This is a genomic window from Bradyrhizobium sp., assembly GCF_027307225.1.
Taxonomy (GTDB): Bacteria; Pseudomonadota; Alphaproteobacteria; order Rhizobiales; family Xanthobacteraceae; genus Bradyrhizobium.
This window is the reverse complement of sequence record NZ_DAHUXJ010000077.1, coordinates 1-17,233: the sequence shown is the minus strand read 5'-3', so window position 1 is coordinate 17,233 and position 17,233 is coordinate 1. Positions and strand designations below refer to the sequence as shown.

18 protein-coding genes are annotated in these 17,233 nt (G+C 62.6%); 12 read left to right on the top strand and 6 right to left on the bottom strand.

The window, feature by feature from the left end; translation table 11 throughout:
- Window positions 1-133: 133 nt before the first annotated feature.
- Window positions 134-1,606 carry a HAMP domain-containing sensor histidine kinase gene (locus M6D32_RS13045; protein WP_298256714.1) on the bottom strand — a complete coding sequence of 491 codons (1,473 nt, stop codon included), beginning with the start codon at window positions 1,604-1,606 and terminating at the stop codon, window positions 134-136.
- A gap of 465 nt (window positions 1,607-2,071) precedes the next feature.
- Here M6D32_RS13045 and rpmH point away from each other — a divergent pair, with 465 nt between their 5' ends.
- The 10 genes from rpmH (at window position 2,072) to dapE (ending at window position 11,137) form a co-directional block, all read left to right on the top strand.
- A complete protein-coding gene (rpmH, locus tag M6D32_RS13040; protein WP_008542748.1) occupies window positions 2,072-2,206 on the top strand; it encodes a 50S ribosomal protein L34 in 135 nt (44 codons plus the stop codon).
- Between the two features lie 189 nt (window positions 2,207-2,395).
- Window positions 2,396-2,755 (top strand): ribonuclease P protein component, encoded by a 360-nt coding sequence (gene rnpA, locus M6D32_RS13035; protein ID WP_298256712.1) that lies wholly within the window; start codon window positions 2,396-2,398, stop codon window positions 2,753-2,755.
- 23 nt (window positions 2,756-2,778) lie between these two features.
- Entirely contained in the window at window positions 2,779-4,650 is a 1,872-nt protein-coding gene (yidC, locus tag M6D32_RS13030) for a membrane protein insertase YidC (protein ID WP_298256710.1), read from the top strand.
- Window positions 4,651-4,972: 322 nt separating this feature from the next.
- A complete protein-coding gene (yihA, locus tag M6D32_RS13025) occupies window positions 4,973-5,623 on the top strand; it encodes a ribosome biogenesis GTP-binding protein YihA/YsxC (protein ID WP_298256708.1) in 651 nt (216 codons plus the stop codon).
- Window positions 5,624-6,001 (top strand): DUF423 domain-containing protein, encoded by a 378-nt coding sequence (locus M6D32_RS13020; protein WP_298256706.1) that lies wholly within the window; start codon window positions 5,624-5,626, stop codon window positions 5,999-6,001. It abuts the gene before it with no gap.
- 206 nt (window positions 6,002-6,207) lie between these two features.
- Window positions 6,208-7,104 (top strand): acetylglutamate kinase, encoded by an 897-nt coding sequence (gene argB, locus M6D32_RS13015; RefSeq protein ID WP_298256704.1) that lies wholly within the window; start codon window positions 6,208-6,210, stop codon window positions 7,102-7,104.
- A gap of 80 nt (window positions 7,105-7,184) precedes the next feature.
- On the top strand, window positions 7,185-8,186 hold the full coding sequence (locus M6D32_RS13010) for a DUF1036 domain-containing protein (RefSeq protein ID WP_298256703.1): 1,002 nt from the start codon (window positions 7,185-7,187) through the stop codon (window positions 8,184-8,186).
- Between the two features lie 2 nt (window positions 8,187-8,188).
- Complete coding sequence (locus M6D32_RS13005; protein ID WP_298256795.1) at window positions 8,189-8,932, top strand: pyrimidine 5'-nucleotidase; 744 nt, start codon at window positions 8,189-8,191, stop codon at window positions 8,930-8,932.
- A 137-nt stretch (window positions 8,933-9,069) separates the two neighbouring features.
- Window positions 9,070-9,915, top strand: a complete 846-nt coding sequence (gene dapD, locus M6D32_RS13000; RefSeq protein WP_298256702.1) for a 2,3,4,5-tetrahydropyridine-2,6-dicarboxylate N-succinyltransferase — start codon at window positions 9,070-9,072, stop codon at window positions 9,913-9,915.
- A 1-nt stretch (window position 9,916) separates the two neighbouring features.
- Window positions 9,917-11,137: a succinyl-diaminopimelate desuccinylase gene (gene dapE / locus M6D32_RS12995; protein WP_298256700.1), complete on the top strand. Its 1,221-nt coding sequence runs from the start codon at window positions 9,917-9,919 to the stop codon at window positions 11,135-11,137.
- Here dapE and truA read toward each other — a convergent pair.
- From truA to def, 3 genes are all read right to left on the bottom strand, one after another.
- Complete coding sequence (gene truA / locus M6D32_RS12990) at window positions 11,131-11,868, bottom strand: tRNA pseudouridine(38-40) synthase TruA (RefSeq protein WP_298256697.1); 738 nt, start codon at window positions 11,866-11,868, stop codon at window positions 11,131-11,133. The genes dapE and truA overlap by 7 nt on opposite strands.
- Window positions 11,868-12,800, bottom strand: coding sequence for a methionyl-tRNA formyltransferase (fmt, locus tag M6D32_RS12985; protein ID WP_298256695.1), 933 nt, complete (start codon window positions 12,798-12,800; stop codon window positions 11,868-11,870). Before fmt ends, truA begins: the two co-directional genes overlap by 1 nt.
- A gap of 151 nt (window positions 12,801-12,951) precedes the next feature.
- A complete protein-coding gene (gene def / locus M6D32_RS12980; RefSeq protein ID WP_298256693.1) occupies window positions 12,952-13,479 on the bottom strand; it encodes a peptide deformylase in 528 nt (175 codons plus the stop codon).
- A gap of 170 nt (window positions 13,480-13,649) precedes the next feature.
- Here def and rmuC point away from each other — a divergent pair, with 170 nt between their 5' ends.
- Both rmuC and M6D32_RS12970 read left to right on the top strand, forming a co-directional pair.
- Window positions 13,650-14,855, top strand: a complete 1,206-nt coding sequence (rmuC, locus tag M6D32_RS12975) for a DNA recombination protein RmuC (RefSeq protein ID WP_298256690.1) — start codon at window positions 13,650-13,652, stop codon at window positions 14,853-14,855.
- Between the two features lie 84 nt (window positions 14,856-14,939).
- A complete protein-coding gene (locus tag M6D32_RS12970) occupies window positions 14,940-16,298 on the top strand; it encodes an MFS transporter (protein WP_298256689.1) in 1,359 nt (452 codons plus the stop codon).
- A gap of 5 nt (window positions 16,299-16,303) precedes the next feature.
- Here M6D32_RS12970 and M6D32_RS12965 read toward each other — a convergent pair whose 3' ends face one another.
- Both M6D32_RS12965 and recR read right to left on the bottom strand, forming a co-directional pair.
- On the bottom strand, window positions 16,304-16,747 hold the full coding sequence (locus tag M6D32_RS12965) for a hypothetical protein (protein WP_298256688.1): 444 nt from the start codon (window positions 16,745-16,747) through the stop codon (window positions 16,304-16,306).
- Between the two features lie 23 nt (window positions 16,748-16,770).
- Window positions 16,771-17,233, bottom strand: a 463-nt coding sequence (gene recR / locus M6D32_RS12960; RefSeq protein ID WP_298256687.1) for a recombination mediator RecR, incomplete at its 5' end; no start/stop codon positions are given.

Sequence of the window (17,233 nt, the reverse complement as noted above, 5' to 3'; positions counted from 1 at the left end):
TCGGACCCCGCGGAGGTCCGCCAATGGCCGCTGCAAACCTGTTTGCGAGGCTCGCGAAAGAGCGCACTTGCTACCCGCTCCGCACCGAATTGGCAAGGTCCTGGCCGGGCCGAAACACGTGGTGAACGAACCCTTACGCCCGGGCGCGCTCGTTGCGGATGCTCAAAAGCTCGACCGGCCGGTCCGGGATGGTAATCCGGAACGTCGCGCCGATGGTTCCCTCGACGAGGTGAATTTCGCCGCCATGGGCACCCACGAGTTCGGCGGCAATCGCCAGCCCCAGCCCGCTGCCGCCGGGCCTGCCCGAGGTCTGGAACGCCTTGAACAAGCTCTCGCGAGTCGCGGGCGGAATGCCGGGACCGGTATCGGAAACCTCGATGATGGCGACCGCGCCTTCGCGCCGGCCGGTAATGCGGATCTGCGTCGCCGGCCGCCCCTCCAGCGCCTGCTCGGCATTACGCACCAGGTTCAGCAGAATGCGAAACAGCTGGTCGGGATCGGCGTCGGCCACCAGGCCTCGCTCGATCGCACTGATCCAGGTGATCGAAGTGTCCGCGGCGAGGCCTGCGGATTCGCGCACCTCGACCACGACCGGCTCGATCATGATCATCCGCCGGTCCGGCGCGGCCTCCTGCGCGCGTCCATAGGACAGCGTCGACTGGCAGAACGCGATGGCGCGCTCGAGCGAGCGCATCAGCTTCGGCGCGAAACGCTGGACCCGTGGATCGGGCACGCTTGCCAGCTGGTCCGACAGCAATTGCGATGACGCCAGCAGGTTGCGCAAATCGTGGTTGATCTTCGACACCGCAAGACCGAGCGCGGCAAGCCGGCTCTTTTGATGCAGCATCGAGACGAGGTCGCGCTGCATGTCCGACAGTTCGCGCTCTGCCACGCCGATCTCGTCGCTACGATTCGATGGCACGATGATCCGGGCCGAGCTTTCCGGATTCTCATGGAAACTGACGAGGCTTTCGGTGAGGCGCCGCATCGGCCGCACGAACAGGAAATGCAACGCCAGATAGACCAGCGCCGCGGTCAGTATCGCAATCGCCAGCGAGACGAAAAGCAGATTGCGGGAAAACCGGTACATCGACTTGCGTAGCGGCTGCTCGTCGACCACCACCTCGATGAACTGCCCGCCGCCGGGCGGCGGCCCAACGATGCGGATCGCCTGGTTGCCGGTCTCGAACATCATCTCGAAGGAGGTGACGATGGAGGTCCAGGGCGTCAACGTCCGCATGTCGATGTCGTGGTCGATTGCCCGCGTCAACCCAGTGCTGGCGAGTAGCCGCCGCTGCTGGCCGAGCTTGATGGCGACGGCCCGCGCCCCGATGCTGTCGAGGATTTGCCGCGCCAGCGTGTCCGGCACCATTCCCGACGGCGCCGCATCTAGAACCAGCGCGGCTGTATTGGCCGATGCCAGGCGGGCATTGAGCCGGTTCGTCCAGTAGTTCGCCATCGAAGGCACATAGATCAGCACTTCCGCGATCATCACCAGCGGAATGGTCAACAGCAGCAGCTTGCCGGACAGGCCGAGCCTGCGCGGCAGCCTGACCCGCAAAGGGGCCCCATCCGGACCTGACTGGTCGTCGCTCGCTGGCGCCATAACTACCTTCGGAATCTCGACTTTTTTCTATTTGGACCCTGCGCGCGAGGCCGTCAAATCAAGGTTTAATAACAGTGTTTCCGCAGGAATAGCCGCGAAATCGGTCGCATCAGCCAAGACACGGTTCGGAGGCAGGAAGCCATCAGCTTCGGCCGGACCGAAGTCCGGTTGACGGCCCAGCCCAGGACCCGCGCTTCTCCTGAGTTAATACACCGCAGCCATTGAATTATTCGGGCCGAATCCGCTCCTTCAAAGAACCCCTCTTCGGCTGCCGCGCCGCATTGACGAAAAGGGGGGCCTCCCTTATAAGCCGCGCCAATTGTGCGCGATGGTCCGGCCCTAGCCGGTCGGCCTGTTTCGGCCGGAAATGGTCCGCGTTCCCGGACCGGCCCGCATCGGCGGACATACCTCATTAATCAGGCAAATTGTCGGCCTAGCAGGCAAATTGTCAGCGGAGAACGAGCCGTGAAGCGGACTTATCAACCCTCTAAACTGGTGCGCAAGCGCCGCCATGGCTTCCGCGCACGCCTGGCCACGGCCGGCGGCCGCAAAGTCCTCGCCGCACGCCGCGCGCGCGGCCGCAAGCGCCTGAGCGCCTAGTGTCCCGGTTCCGACATTCGTATTTATGTCGCGGCGCCCTCGCTTACGAATGTCAGAACCAAAGGGACACTAGCAAATATCGGATTCTAGTGTGGTTTTGGATTTGACATTCGATTTGAGGACTCGCCGTAGGACTGAATCGAATGTCAAATCCACCACACTGAGCCGCTCACTCAAAGAGATCTCACCATGGATCGGCTAAGGCAGCGGGCGGACTTCCTCGCCGTTGCCAATGGCGCGCGGGTGAGCGCTACCGCTTTCGTCGTGCAGCGGCGCCGCCGCGATGACGATGGCCCGATCCGCGTTGGCTTCACCGTCACCAAGAAGAATGGAACCGCGACCGAACGCAATCGGATCCGGCGCCGGCTTCGCGAATTGGTGAGACGGCTGCCCGCGGTTTCGCTGCACCCGCACAGTGACTATGTGCTAATCGGGCGGCGGGCCGCCCTGACTTCCGATTTCGCCAACATGCTCGGGGATCTGCGCCAGGCGCTGCAGCGCCTTGACCGGCACATCTCCAAACCGCTCCAAACCGCGCGCGGCAACTGACAAAGAATGACGAGACCTGACCGATGACCGACAATCGCAATACCATCCTCGCCGTCATTCTTTCCGGCCTCGTGCTGCTCGGCTGGCAATACTTCTTCAACCTCCCGCAGATGGAAAAGCAGCGCGCCGCTCAGCAAGCGCAGCAAAGCCAGACGACGAAGCCGGAGGCCGGCAGTTCGACCGCCCCGCAAACGAGTACGCCGTCGCCGTCGGCCAATGTACCTTCAGCCAATGCGCCGGCTTCGGCTCAATCGAGCTCGGCCGCGCCGGTCAGCCGCGAAGCGGCGATTGCCGCCACGCCCCGCGTGCAGATCGAGAGCCCCCGCCTTTCCGGCAGCATCTCGCTGAAGGGCGCGCGCATCGACGACCTGTCGCTGGTGCAGTTCCGCGAAACCGTCGATCCGAAGTCGCCGGCGATCGTGCTCTATTCGCCGTCGGGCTCGGAAGAGCCTTACTACGCGGAATTCGGCTGGGTCGCGGGAAACGGTTCTTCTGCCAGGGTGCCCGACCAGAACACGGTCTGGCAGCAGGACGGCGCCGGCAGCCTGACGCCGAGCCATCCGGTCACGCTGAAATATGATAATGGCGACGGCCTCGCGTTCCGCCGCACGATTTCAATGGACGACCGCTATGTCTTCACGATCAAGGACGACGTGGCCAATGTCGGCGGCGCGCCGGTCACGCTCTATCCATTCGCGCTGATCTCGCGCCACGGCGCGCCAAAGGTCTCCGGCTATTACATCCTGCACGAAGGCCTGATCGGCTATCTCGGCGAGCATGGCCTGCAGGAATACACCTACAAGAAAATCGACGACGCCAAGTCGGTGAGCTTCAAGGCGACCGACGGCTGGCTCGGCATCACCGACAAATACTGGGCGTCTGCGCTATTGCCGGACACCGGCGCGCATTTGCAGGCGCGCTATTCGTCCAACGTCGTCAACGGCGTCCGAACCTACCAGACCGACTATCTTGAAGACCCGCAGACGATTGCCATCGGCGGCACCGGCAGCGCCAACACGCGGCTGTTTGCCGGCGCCAAGGAAGCCAGCGTCGTCGGTCTCAATTTCCCGATCGGCGGCTTCGGTGGCTACAACCGGGAGCTTGGACTCAACCACTTCGATCTCATGATCGATTGGGGGTATTTTTATTTCATCACCAAGCCGATGTTCCTGGCGCTGGACTTCTTCTTTCACCTGTTCGGCAATTTCGGCATCGCGATCCTGCTGGTGACGGTGCTGGTCAAGCTCGCCTTCTTCCCGCTCGCCAACAAGTCCTACGCCTCGATGGCCAAGATGAAATCGGTGCAGCCGCAGCTGGCCGCGCTGAAGGAGCGCTATCCCGACGACAAGGTGAAGCAGCAGCAGGAGATGATGGAGATCTACAAGAAGGAGAAGATCAACCCGATCGCCGGTTGTCTTCCCGTCGCCTTGCAGATTCCGGTGTTCTTCTCGCTCTACAAGGTGCTGTTCGTCACCATCGAAATGCGGCACGCCCCGTTCTACGGCTGGATCAAGGATTTGTCGGCGCCGGATCCGACCAACATTTTCACGTTGTTCGGCCTCCTGCACTACGATCCGACCCAGCTGCCCGTATTCGGGCACTACCTCGCGCTCGGGATATGGCCGCTGATCATGGGCTGCACGATGTGGTTCCAGTTCAAGCTGAACCCGACACCGCCCGATCCGACCCAGGCGATGATCTTCGGCTGGATGCCGGTGATCTTCACGTTCATGCTGGCGGGCTTCCCGGCGGGCCTCGTGATCTACTGGGCCTGGAACAACACGCTTTCTGTCCTGCAGCAAAGCCTGATCATGCGCCGCAATGGCGTGAAGGTGGAATTGTTCGACAATCTGAAGTCGATCTTCGCCTCGAAGAAGGCCGAATCGAAAACGTGACGCTGGGTGGATTGCGTGAGCAATCCGCCTGCGTCATTCCGGGATGGTGCGCTAGTGGTCCGATTCTAACATTCGCATCCCATCTCAGGAGGCACTTTTGCGAATGTTAGAATCAAAGGACCACTAGCAAATTCAAGATTCTAGTGGAGTTTTGGATTTGACATTCGCTTAACGAACTTGCGGCTAGGCGGGGAGCGAATGTCAAATCCACTCCACTAGCACCAGACCCGGAATCTCGAGATTCTCTGGTGTGCAACTGCACACCATAGTTCGATGCTATGCATCGCCCCGGAATGACTTTAGAGACAGTTGGACGCTTCGCATGACCGCCGAACCCGATGCGAAGCTGATTGAACAGGGCCGCAAATTATTCGCCGGCGACTTCCGGTTCATCTGGGCATCGCCCACGATCGAGACCCTGCCGCCGATGGCCGGTGTGGAAATCGCTTTCGCCGGCCGCTCCAATGTCGGCAAATCGAGCTTGATCAACGCACTCACCGGCCGCAACGCGCTCGCGCGCACCTCGAGCACGCCGGGCCGCACCCAGGAATTGATCTTTTTCGACGGCCCCGAAGACGCCGGCCTGCGGCTCGTCGATATGCCCGGCTACGGCTACGCCTCGGCACCCAAGGCCAAGGTCGCCGCCTGGACGGCGCTGATTCACAAATACCTCCAGGGTCGGAGCAATCTCGCGCGGGTCTACGTGCTGATCGACGCCCGGCATGGCCTCAAGGAGGTCGATCTCGACCTGTTCAAGACGCTCGACCGATCCGCCGTCAGCTATCAGGTGGTCCTGACCAAGGCCGATCAGGTTAAACCCGCCGAACTCGAAAGCCGTATCAACGAGATCAAGGCAGCGCTCGCCAAACACCCGGCCGCATTCCCGGAGGTGATCGCGACATCGTCGGAAACGGCGAGCGGAATTGCCGAACTGCGCGCCGCGATGGCGCGCCTTCTTCGGGAGCGCCAGTGAATGAGGGATTTTCGTCTGTTTCGTATCCTCGTCATCCTCGCCGGCATCATGGGCGCCGACGGCGTGATCCTGGCAGCGGTGGCCGCCCATCAAAGCGATGCGGCGCGGCTCGTGCCGGCTTCCTCGATGCTGCTCTTCCACGCAGCCGCCGTGCTCGCCGTCACCGCCCTGACCGAGCGCAGCGTCGTTGACGCCAAAGGCGGACTTGCCGCCGCGTTCGGCTTTGTGGTCGCCTCCGCGCTGTTCGCCGGTGATCTCACCTCGCGGCACTTTGCCGGGCACAGCCTGTTTCCGATGGCCGCACCAACCGGGGGCACGCTCCTGATCGTGAGCTGGCTGGTGCTGGCGGTCGCGGCCGCCTGGCCGCGCCGGCATTGAACATCTCGTGTCCCGGACGCGGTGCGGCGTTGGTCGGGACCCCGGATCAGCAGCGCACCGCCATCGCGTGCCGAAGACGCGCGTGAACGCGCTTATGGCGTTGCGCTGCGTCCGGGGCACGAGAACATTCCACCGGAGCCACTTTGCGCCCCGCGCTGCAATCGGATAGAACCCGGCCCGATATCCGCATCCGCGAGACCCGCTTCATGACCGACGCGTCCTCCATCACCCCGCTCGATCAGGCCCGCATCCTGTCGGAAGCGTTGCCGCACATGCAGGAATATGACGATGAAACCATCGTCATCAAATATGGCGGCCACGCCATGGGCGCCGAGGACGTCGCCAAGGCCTTCGCCCGCGACATCGTGCTCTTGGAGCAGACGGCCATCAATCCGGTGGTGGTGCATGGCGGCGGACCGCAGATCGCGACCATGCTGAAGCGGCTCGGCATCCAGTCGGAATTCGCCGCCGGCCTGCGCATCACCGATGCCGCGACCATCGAGATCGTCGAGATGGTGCTGGCGGGTTCGATCAACAAGCAGCTGGTCGGCTACATCAACGAAGCCGGCGGCAAGGCCGTCGGCCTCTGCGGCAAGGACGGCAACATGGTGACGGCGTCGAAGGCGACGCGCACCATGGTCGACCCGGATTCGCATATCGAAAAGGTCGTCGATCTCGGCTTTGTCGGCGAACCGGAAAAGGTCGATCTGACGCTGTTGAACCAGATCATCGGCTATGAGCTGATCCCGGTGCTGGCGCCGCTTGCGACGTCGAAGACCGGGCAGACCTTCAACGTCAATGCCGATACCTTTGCGGGCGCAGTCGCCGGCGCGCTGAAAGCCAAGCGGCTATTGCTGTTGACCGACGTGCCCGGCGTGCTCGACAAATCGAAAAAGCTGATCCCCGAGCTTTCGGTCACGGATGCGCGCAAGCTGATCGCCGACGGCACGATCTCGGGCGGCATGATTCCGAAGGTGGAGACCTGCATCTATGCGCTCGAGCAGGGCGTGCAGGGCGTGGTCATCATCGACGGCAAGCAGCCGCACGCAGTGTTGCTCGAGCTGTTCACCAATCAGGGCACGGGCACGCTGATCCACAAGTGATGACGCAAGCGGCGACGCGAGAGAAGGCCGTCATGCGCGGGCGTGACCAAAAGGGTTCGAGGCTGCTTCGGTCCTCGCGCTTGAATCCAATTCTCGCGACGCTTGTTGCCGCCGCACTGCTCCTTTTGGCCTCGCGGCGTCCCGCGTCAGCCGACCTGAAACTCTGCAACCGCATGAGCTATGTGATCGAGGCGGCGATCGGCATCGACGATAAATCCGCAACCGCGACGCGTGGATGGTTTCGCATTGATCCGGCGATGTGCCGCGTGGTCTTGCAGGGAACGCTGACCGCCGATCGGATCCTGCTCAACGCCCACGCGCTTCCCGTTTATGGCGCCTCGCCACTGCCGCAGAACGGCAGCGATACGCTCTGCGTCGCCCCGAACAATTTCGTCGTCGCCGCTGCCCGCCAGTGCCGGCCTGGACAGACGCCGGCGCCCTTCACCCAGATCAACCCGACCAAGGCCGATGACGGCAATCTGGTGGCCTATCTCGCCGAGGACAGCGAGTATGACGACGACCAGGCGCGGCTCGCCGGGATTCAACGGCTGCTCGGCATTGGCGGGTACGACGCATCGCCCATCGATGGCGTCGACGGTCCGAAAACGCAGGCAGCCCTCGCCGCATTCCTGAAGAGCCGCGGACTGTCGGCGGATGTCGCACAGTCACCGAATTTTTTCACCACCATGGTCGAGGCGGTGCAGGCCCCCTCCCCCACGGGATTGACCTGGTGCAATGACACGCCGCACAGGGTGATGGCCGCATTTGGCACCGACGACGGCAAGACGGTGATGAGCCGCGGCTGGTATCGGATTGAGCCCGGCAAGTGCCTGCATCCCGATGTGACCGGCCAGCCCAAGCGAATCTTCAGCTTCGCGGAAGCAGTCGACGCCGATAACCGCACCATCCGTTTCAAGGACAAGCCGGTGAACTGGGGCGGCGATAGCCAACTCTGCACGCGCGACAGCAAATTCGAAACCGGCGAACAGGGCGAATGCGGCAACCGGGGTTTCGCCACGACCGGGTTTGCCGCCGTCGATCTGTCAAGCGGCGGCAAGACGCTGCGCTTTGCGCTGCCATGACGATGACCGCAAAGCGCGCCTTTACCCATATCGAAACCTGGGTTTTCGATCTCGACAACACGCTCTACCCGCACCACGTCAATCTGTGGCAGCAGGTGGACCAGCGCATCGGCGAATTCATCGGCGCTTATCTAGAAGTTTCGCCGGAAGAGGCGCGCGTCATCCAGAAGGACTATTACCGCCGCTACGGCACCAGCATGCGCGGGATGATGACCGAACATGGCGTGCACGCCGACGACTATCTTGCCTATGTACATCAGATCGATCACTCGCCGCTGGAGCCTAACCCGGCGATGGGCGCCGCGATCGCCAGGCTGCCCGGCCGCAAGCTGATCCTCACCAACGGTTCGACCGACCATGCCGAGGCCGTCCTGAACCGGCTCGGCATTGGCGAACACTTCGAAGCGGTGTTCGATATCATCGCCGCCGACCTCGAACCGAAACCAGCGCCGCAGACCTACGACAAGTTCCTTGCGCGTCACGACGTCGATCCGGCCAAAGCCGCGATGTTCGAGGATCTGGCGCGCAACCTCGTCGTCCCGCACGAACTCGGCATGACCACCATATTGGTCGTGCCCGATGGGTCAAAAGAGGTCGTGCGCGAGGACTGGGAGCTTGAAGGGCGCGACGATCCCTATGTCGATCACGTCACCGACAATCTGACGGGATTTTTGCAGCAGTTGGCGAAAGATTTGCTCGTCGCCCCTGCGAAAGCAGGGGCCCATAAACACCGACCTGAGTCGTGAGACGTATCCCCGCCCGTCCGTGCGAATCGAGAGATTCCGCGGTAGGGGTTCCTGCTTTCGCAGGGACGACGAGGGTTGACTCTCATCCCCCAAATTCCGAAAAAGCCGCTTCCAACCGCCTTTCCCAAGGAAACACGATGTCCGCTGCCGCTCTTGAAACCACCATCAACGCCGCGTTCGATGCCCGCGAAGGTATTTCCAGCGCGACCAAAGGCGAGGTCCGCGATGCCGTCGATCACGCGCTCGAATTGCTCGACAAGGGCGAGGCGCGCGTGGCCGAGCGCGAGGGAAACGGCAAATGGAAAGTGCATCAGTGGCTGAAAAAGGCGGTGCTGCTGTCGTTCCGCCTGAACGACATGGCCGCGATCGCCGGTGGGCCCGGCAAGGCGTCCTGGTGGGACAAGGTGCCGTCGAAATTCGACGGCTGGGGCGAGAACCGTTTTCGCGACGCCGGCTTCCGCGCCGTGCCGGGCGCGATCGTGCGCCGTTCGGCCTTCATTGCGAAGAACGTGGTTCTGATGCCGTCCTTCGTCAATCTCGGCGCCTATGTCGATGAAGCGACCATGATCGACACCTGGTCGACGGTCGGCTCCTGCGCCCAGATCGGCAAGCGCGTGCATATCTCCGGCGGCGTCGGCATCGGCGGCGTGCTGGAGCCGTTGCAGGCGGAGCCCGTGATTGTCGAGGACGATTGCTTCATCGGCGCGCGCTCGGAAGTTGCTGAAGGCGTGATCGTGCGCAAAGGCGCGGTGCTGGCGATGGGTGTCTTCCTCGGCGCCTCGACCAAGATCGTCGACCGCGAAACCGGCGAGACGTTTGTCGGTGAAGTGCCGGAATATGCCGTCGTGGTGCCCGGCACCCTGCCGCCCAAACCGCTCAGGAACGGCCAGCCGGGCCCGGCGACCGCCTGTGCCGTCATCGTCAAGCGCGTCGACGAGCGCACCCGCGCCAAGACCAGCATCAACGAATTGCTGCGGGATTGACGTGGCAGACGCCCTCTCGATCGCCCGCGATCTCGTCCGCTGCCCCTCGATCACGCCAGCCGATGCCGGCGCGCTCGGCGTGCTGGAGAACCTGCTGAAAGCGGCCGGTTTCGAAACCCACCGGATCACCTTCGGTGAAGCCGGCACCGCCGATATCGACAATCTTTATGCGCGCATCGGCCACGAAGGGCCGCATATCGCCTTTGCCGGCCATACCGACGTGGTGCCGCCCGGCGATGAGAAGGCCTGGACGGTCGGCGCCTTTTCCGGCGAAGTGAAAGACGGCTTTCTCTACGGCCGCGGCACCGTCGACATGAAAGGCGGCATTGCCTGCAGCGTCGCCGCGGCGCTGCAATACCTCGCCGACCACGGCGGGAAGCCGCGACAAGACGGCAAAGGATCGATCTCGTTTCTGATCACCGGCGACGAGGAAGACGTTGCCGTCAATGGCACGATCAAGCTGTTGCAATGGGCCGCCGCGCGCGGCGAAAAATTCGATCATTGCGTGCTCGGCGAGCCCTCGAATGTCGAGACGCTTGGCGATTGCATCAAGATCGGCCGCCGCGGCTCGCAGTCGGGCACGCTCCATGTCGAAGGCATTCAGGGCCACGTCGCCTATCCGCACCGCGCCTCCAACCCGGTGCCGGATATTTCGCGCCTGATCGTGGCGTTGAGCGACGAACCGCTCGACCACGGCAGCGCCCAGTTTCAGCCTTCGAATCTCGAATTCACTTCGGTCGATGTCGGCAATCTCGCCAGCAACGTGATCCCCGGCCAGGCCCGAGCCAGGTTCAATATCCGCTTCAACGATCTGCACACACAAGCAAGCTTGCGCGAACTGGTCGAGGCACGGCTTGCGAAGGCAAACGGCAACCGCATCAAGGCGCGCATTGTCTGGGAACCGTCGAACTCGAACGTGTTCGTGACCAAACCCGGAGCGTTCACCGACCTTGCCATGGCGGCGATCGAGGAAATCACCGACCGCAAACCGGAATTGAGCACGAGCGGCGGCACCTCCGACGCGCGCTTCATCTCGCAGTACTGCCCGGTGATCGAGTTCGGCCTCGTCGGCCAGACCATGCATCAGATCGACGAGCGAACGCCGGTAACCGATCTGGAGAAGTTGACCAAAATCTATCGCGGGATACTGGATCGGTATTTTGGAGTGATTCTTTGCTCCCTCTCCCCGCAAGCGGGGCGAGGTGGCGGCGACGTTCAGTAGTCCACCCTTACCAGATAGAGCCCGTCCGGCGGAGCAACGGGCCCGCACGCGGTGCGGTTGCAAGCACCAAGCGCCGCGGCGAGGTCATCGGCGCTCCAGCGCCCCTCGCCGACCCACACCAGCGAACCCACCATCGAGCGCACCTGGCTATGCAGGAACGAGCGCGCCGAGGTCAGGATGTCGACCTCATCGCCACGCCTCACGACGTCGAGCTGATCGAGCGTTCGCACCGGCGACTTCGCCTGACATTCGGTATCGCGAAAGGTCGTGAAATCGTGCTTGCCGACCAGGCGTTGCGCCGCCGCGTGCATGGCGTCGGCATCCAGCGGCCTCGGCAGGCGCCAGACGCGGCCGATGTCGAGCGCAAGATTGGCGCGGGTATTCCTGATCCGGTAACGGTAGTGGCGCTTCTTCGCCGAAAATCTGGCCTCGAAATCGTCAGGCACGATGTCCGCCGACAGCACGCCGATCGGATGGGGTCTCAGGTGCGCGTTGAGCCCGTCGCGAAACCGACCGGGCACGAAATGCCTGGCGATGTCGCAATGCGCCACTTGAGCAAGAGCATGCACGCCGGCATCGGTGCGGCCGGCGCCGTGCACGCGCACCTGTTCACCGCAAATCGCCTTGACCGCGGCCTCAAGCGCACCCTGCACGGACGGGCCATTCTCCTGAATCTGCCAGCCGCTAAAGGGCGCGCCGTCATATTCGATTGTCAGCTTGTAGCGGGGCATCAGCTTAGCCGCACTGGCAGCTTCAGCTGCGTGCCGCGCAAGAATTCTTCCGCCTTCATCGGCTGCTTGCCGGCCCGCTGCAATTCGAGCACACGGATAGCACCTTGTTGGCAGGCGATTGTCAGACGGTCATCGAGCACGGCACCCGGCGCGCCGGAGCCTTCGGCGATCTCGCAAAGCAAGATCTTGACTCGTTGGGTTGAGCCATCGAGCGACATCTCACACCATGCACCGGGAAATGGCGAGAACGCGTGAATCTGGCGCAGGATTTCGCCGGCCGGCTTGTTCCAGACAACGCGCGCCTCAGCCTTGTTGATCTTGGCGGCGTAGGTGACACCTTCGCTTGGCTGCGGCGTAAATTGCAGCGTACCGCGTTCCAGGGCACGCATCGCGTCCCTCATGAGCCTTGCACCGGCGCCCGCCAGATAGCTGCGCAGCCTTACTTCAGTCGTTTCGTCTGTGATCTCGACTGATTCAGCCGAAGCGATGTCGCCAGTGTCGAGGCCAACGTTCATCTTCATCACCGTCACGCCAGTCTCGGCGTCGCCCGACATGATGGCACGCTCAATCGGCGCAGCGCCACGCCAACGCGGCAATAATGAAGCGTGAAGATTGAAGCATCCCAATTTAGTAGCATCCAAAATGGGCTTCGGCAGTATCATCCCATAGGCAACAACAACCGCCGCATCCGCATGAAATGCGCGAAACTCATCGAGCGCCTCTGGCGTCCTTAGGGTGCTCGGGGTCTTCAACGGGATGCCAAAGTGACGCGCTTCCAGCTCGACATGCGTAGGCTGTAATTCCAAGCCACGGCGGCCGCCTGGCTTCGGCGCGCGCGTGTAGATCGCCACAATTTCGTGCTCGTCATGAAGCACGCGCAGCGTCGGCACCGCGAATTGCGGCGTCCCCATGAAGACTAAACGAAGCGACATGACACACGCTCGGCACGTTCCCTCCCCCCTTGTGGGGGAGGGCCAGGGAGGGGGGTGAAACCCGATCGCAGTGCTCGCCGTACCCCCCTCTCCACCTCTCCCCCACAAGGGGGGAGAGAGCAGATCGAGCAAGACGTGCAGATCATGATCACTACTCCTCGGTGCGCTTGGCGGCCTTGGTAAATTTCTTCAGCACGCGGTCGCGCTTGAGCTTCGACAGATAATCCACGAACAGGACTCCGTTGAGATGGTCGATCTCGTGCTGGATGCAGGTGGCGTAAATTCCTTCGGCATTCTCTTCGTGCAGCTTGCCGTCGAGATCGATAAAGCGAATACGTACCTTCGCCGGGCGCTCGACCTCCTCGTAATATTCCGGGATCGACAGGCATCCCTCTTCATAGACCGAGGTCTCTTCCGAGGACGAAATGATCTCGGGATTGATGAAGACGCGCGGCTTCGAGTCGACCTCGCCTTCATCGTTTTTCTTCGCAAGATCCATCGTGATCAGCCGCAGCGGCTGCGCGACCTGGATCGCAGCCAAGCCGATGCCCGGCGCGTCATACATGGTCTCGAACATGTCGTCGGCCAGTTTGCGGATCTCGGGCGTGACCTTCTCGATCGGTTTCGAGACCAGGCGCAGCTGCTTGTCGGGAAGGATGATGATCTCTCGAATTGCCATGGCGGGCGATTTAGGCGGTTCATTTATGGGGGTCAATGCGGGCAGGCCGGCGTTTACCCGCTCTTAACCATGATTGTTATGAAAGCATTAACCATAAAAATTTACCGGGGATTAACCATAAATGTTCCCCCTTCGTTCGAATTCAGGACCGAATCGGCTACAACAGCGGCATGAACGAGATCCTTTTCATGATCGGCACTGTGCCGGTCCACAGCGGCGAGGCGCTGATCGGGTTTGGCGCGCTTGCCCTCCTGATGCTGCTCGCCATCGCCGTCGTGATCGCGCGATCCGGCCGGCGCGGGCTGGAACTGGCACAGGCCCAGGCCCAGCGCGCCGATGAACTGGAAGAGCGCTTTGGCGAAATGTTGCGCGCGCAGAGCGAGGCGTCGGGCCGCGTTGACGCCATGGGGCAGGCCCTGGCGGGGCGGCAGGCCGACATGGCCCGCGCTGTCACCGAGCGGCTCGATTCGGTGACGCATCGCGTCGGTCAATCCATGGAGCAGACCACGCGCAACACCATGGATTCGCTCCGCGTGCTGCATGAACGGCTTGGCATCATCGACAACGCGCACAAGAATCTCACCGACCTGACGTCGCAGGTAACGACGCTGCGCGACGTGCTCGCCAACAAGCAATCGCGCGGGGCCTTCGGACAGGCGCGCATGGAAGCGATCGTCCAGGACGGCATGCCGAAGGGGGCCTACGAATTCCAGCACACGCTTTCGACCGGCAAGCGGCCGGACTGTGTCGTGTTTTTACCCGACCAACGGCCGCTTTGCATCGACGCGAAATTCCCGCTGGAAGCGATCACCGCGCTGCATGACGCGCGCACGGACGACGAAAAGAAGATTGCCACCCAGCGCCTGCGCAATGACGTGATGAAGCATGTCAGCGACATCGCGGAAAAATACCTGATCACCGGCGAGACCCAGGATACGGCGCTGATGTTCGTGCCGTCGGAATCGGTCTATGCCGAAATCCATGACCGCTTCGACGATGTGATCCAGAAAGCCTATCGCGCCCGCGTCGTGCTGGTGTCGCCGTCGCTGTTGATGCTCGCGATCCAGGTGATGCAGCAGATCCTCAAAGACGCGCGGATGCGCGATGCCGCCGACCAGATCCGCACCGAGGTGCTCAATCTTGGCGACGATCTCACCCGGCTGCGCGATCGCGTGCTGAAGCTGCAAAAGCACTTTACCGACGTCAACGAAGACGTCCGGCAGATCCTGATTTCCGCCGACAAGATTGAAAAGCGCGCCGGCCGCATCGAGGAACTCGACTTCAGCAAGGAGGCGCCGGCCGAACCGCCGCGCCTTGTCAAAACCGGCACTCCAGAACTGTTCCCGCTTCCGCGCAAGCTTCAGGCCGGGGAGTAGTTATTACTTCTCCACAAATGGCCCGGTCATCGCCCGGCTTGACCGGGCGACGACAGCCCTCCATCGACCTGCTGGCAAGGTCCAATGACCTCAGACGTATCGGGAACAAGATCATCCTCCGCACCTCCCTCCTGGCGAGATGGCCTTGCCGTCTACCTGCAGCCTCGCGTTCTGATCGTGATGCTGCTCGGCTTTTCGTCTGGCCTGCCGCTGGCGCTGTCGGGATCGACGCTTTTGATCTGGATGCGCGAAGCCGGCGTCGATCTCGGCACCATCGGGCTGTTTGCGCTGGTCGGCACACCCTATACGCTGAAGTTCTTGTGGGCGCCTCTGGTCGATGCACTGCATCTGCCGTTTCTCACGCGGGCGTTCGGCCGACGCCGCGGCTGGCTCCTGTGTTCGCAATTTCTTCTGATCGCTTCGATCCTGCTGCTGGCGCTCGCCGATCCCGCGCGCTCGCCCGCCTTTGTCGCATTCGCGGCGCTGCTGGTGGCGGCGATGTCCTCGACCCAGGACATCGTGGTCGACGCCTTTCGCGTCGAAAGCCTCTCCGAAAGCGAACAGGCCGCCGGCATGGCCGGCTATGTCGCGGCCTACCGGATCGGCATGCTGGTCTCGACTGCCGGTGCACTGTTTCTCGTCAGCGCCTATGAGGGCGGTGGGATCGCTCGCTCATCGGCCTGGACATGGGGCTATGTGACCATGGCGGCGCTGGTGCTGATCGGCGCGGTGACTGCGCTTGCCGCCACCGAACCGGCGCCATCCGTTCGCGCGGAAGCTGCGACCAGCGCTGAGACAGGCTTCGCACGCGTCGTCCATGCCGCCTCAGGCGCGCTCTCCGAATTTATCCTGCGCAGGGACGCGCTCGCCGCATTGGCGTTTGTGGTGCTGTTCAAATTCACCGACGCCTTTTCCGGCTCCATGACCGCGCCGTTCGTGATCGACCTCGGCTTTTCCCGCAACGACTATGCCGCGATCGTCAAGGGTGTCGGGCTCGCCGCCACGCTGATCGGTGGTTTTGCCGGCGGCTACGTGGCGCGGCGCTATTCGTTGGCGGCGAGCCTGTGGATTGGCGGCCTGCTCCAGGCGATCGCCAATCTCTCCTTCTCCTGGCTTGCGCTGGTCGGCGTCAACCACTGGGCGCTGGTGCTGGCCATTACCGCAGAGAATTTCACCAGCGCGATCGGCACCGTGATCTTTGTCGCCTACCTCTCGGCGCTGTGCCGCAATCCGCTGCACACCGCGACCCAATATGCGCTGCTCACCGCGCTCGCGGCGGTTGGCCGCACCTATCTTTCCGCGAGCGCGGGCTACATCGCGAAGGCGACCGGATGGCCGCTGTTTTTTGCGATTTGTGTTTTTGTCGCGCTGCCGAGCCTGATCCTGCTGGTTTACCTGCAGCGGCGCGAGCATTTCAAGGCGCTCGGACCGATCAAGGTTTAGTCCAACTACCGCTTCGTCACCACGCTCCACTTGCTTACAATTGCCTCGCTCATCTGGCCGGCATCCTGGGCGCAGACGACATCGTCGACCTTCAGCGAGATTTCCTTGCCGACAAATGCTTTCAGCCTCGCGGCATCGGCGTCGCTGCTGGTAACGATCTGGAACGTCTCGGGTCCGGTTTCGAGGTTGCAAAGTCCATTCGGCGGCGGCAGCCGGTGAGGCTCGCTGGTGAGCTGATAGATCGCCGTGCGCTTGCCCTTCTTGGCGCCATGCGCACGCAGGGCGTTCAGCTGACCCGACAGGATATCGCCGGCTTTGATGAGCGTGCCAACTTTGTTGGTACTTTCGGCCGCGGGCTGATCCTGCTGAGCCTGCCCCGCCTGGATCGGCAATGTTGCCATCATCATCACGGCCAAAGTCAGCTGTTTGCCGAATCCTCGTTTCGTCATTCGATCGTGTCCCGTGTGTCTGGCTAAAACAGCGTTCGCTGCCGCATCGCCGCGGACAACGTGCCCTCATCGAGATAATCGAGCTCGCCGCCAACCGGCACGCCGTGGGCTAGCCGCGTGACCCTGACATTGGCTTCCTGCAGGAGGTCGGTAATGTAGTGCGCGGTGGTCTGGCCGTCGACCGTCGCATTCAGCGCCAGGATGATCTCGCTGACTTGTGGATCATGGGCGCGCTTGATCAGCACATCGATGGTGAGGTCTTGCGGACCGACGCCGTCGAGCGGCGACAGCGTCGCGCCGAGCACGTGATAGAGGCCGCTCGTGGCGTTGGCGCGCTCGAGCGCCCAGAGATCGGCGACGTCGGCCACCACCACGATGATCGAGTGATCGCGCCGCGGGTCGGTGCACACCGTGCAGGGGTTCTGGGTGTCGATATTGCCGCAAGTCTTGCAGACCTGGATCTTGTCGATCGCGACCTGCAATGCG

What these genes read in the sequence shown, in the direction of transcription:
- M6D32_RS12970 (WP_298256689.1), top strand. Translation starts at nt 14,940, where the DNA reads ATGACCTCAGACGTATCGGGAACAAGATCATCCTCCGCACCTCCCTCC.
- M6D32_RS12965 (WP_298256688.1), bottom strand. Translation starts at nt 16,747, where the DNA reads ATGACGAAACGAGGATTCGGCAAACAGCTGACTTTGGCCGTGATGATG.
- M6D32_RS13005 (WP_298256795.1), top strand. Translation starts at nt 8,189, where the DNA reads ATGACCGCAAAGCGCGCCTTTACCCATATCGAAACCTGGGTTTTCGAT.
- yidC (WP_298256710.1), top strand. Translation starts at nt 2,779, where the DNA reads ATGACCGACAATCGCAATACCATCCTCGCCGTCATTCTTTCCGGCCTC.
- def (WP_298256693.1), bottom strand. Translation starts at nt 13,479, where the DNA reads ATGGCAATTCGAGAGATCATCATCCTTCCCGACAAGCAGCTGCGCCTG.
- yihA (WP_298256708.1), top strand. Translation starts at nt 4,973, where the DNA reads ATGACCGCCGAACCCGATGCGAAGCTGATTGAACAGGGCCGCAAATTA.
- rmuC (WP_298256690.1), top strand. Translation starts at nt 13,650, where the DNA reads ATGAACGAGATCCTTTTCATGATCGGCACTGTGCCGGTCCACAGCGGC.
- fmt (WP_298256695.1), bottom strand. Translation starts at nt 12,800, where the DNA reads ATGTCGCTTCGTTTAGTCTTCATGGGGACGCCGCAATTCGCGGTGCCG.
- rnpA (WP_298256712.1), top strand. Translation starts at nt 2,396, where the DNA reads ATGGATCGGCTAAGGCAGCGGGCGGACTTCCTCGCCGTTGCCAATGGC.
- truA (WP_298256697.1), bottom strand. Translation starts at nt 11,868, where the DNA reads ATGCCCCGCTACAAGCTGACAATCGAATATGACGGCGCGCCCTTTAGC.
- M6D32_RS13020 (WP_298256706.1), top strand. Translation starts at nt 5,624, where the DNA reads ATGAGGGATTTTCGTCTGTTTCGTATCCTCGTCATCCTCGCCGGCATC.
- dapD (WP_298256702.1), top strand. Translation starts at nt 9,070, where the DNA reads ATGTCCGCTGCCGCTCTTGAAACCACCATCAACGCCGCGTTCGATGCC.
- M6D32_RS13045 (WP_298256714.1), bottom strand. Translation starts at nt 1,606, where the DNA reads ATGGCGCCAGCGAGCGACGACCAGTCAGGTCCGGATGGGGCCCCTTTG.
- argB (WP_298256704.1), top strand. Translation starts at nt 6,208, where the DNA reads ATGACCGACGCGTCCTCCATCACCCCGCTCGATCAGGCCCGCATCCTG.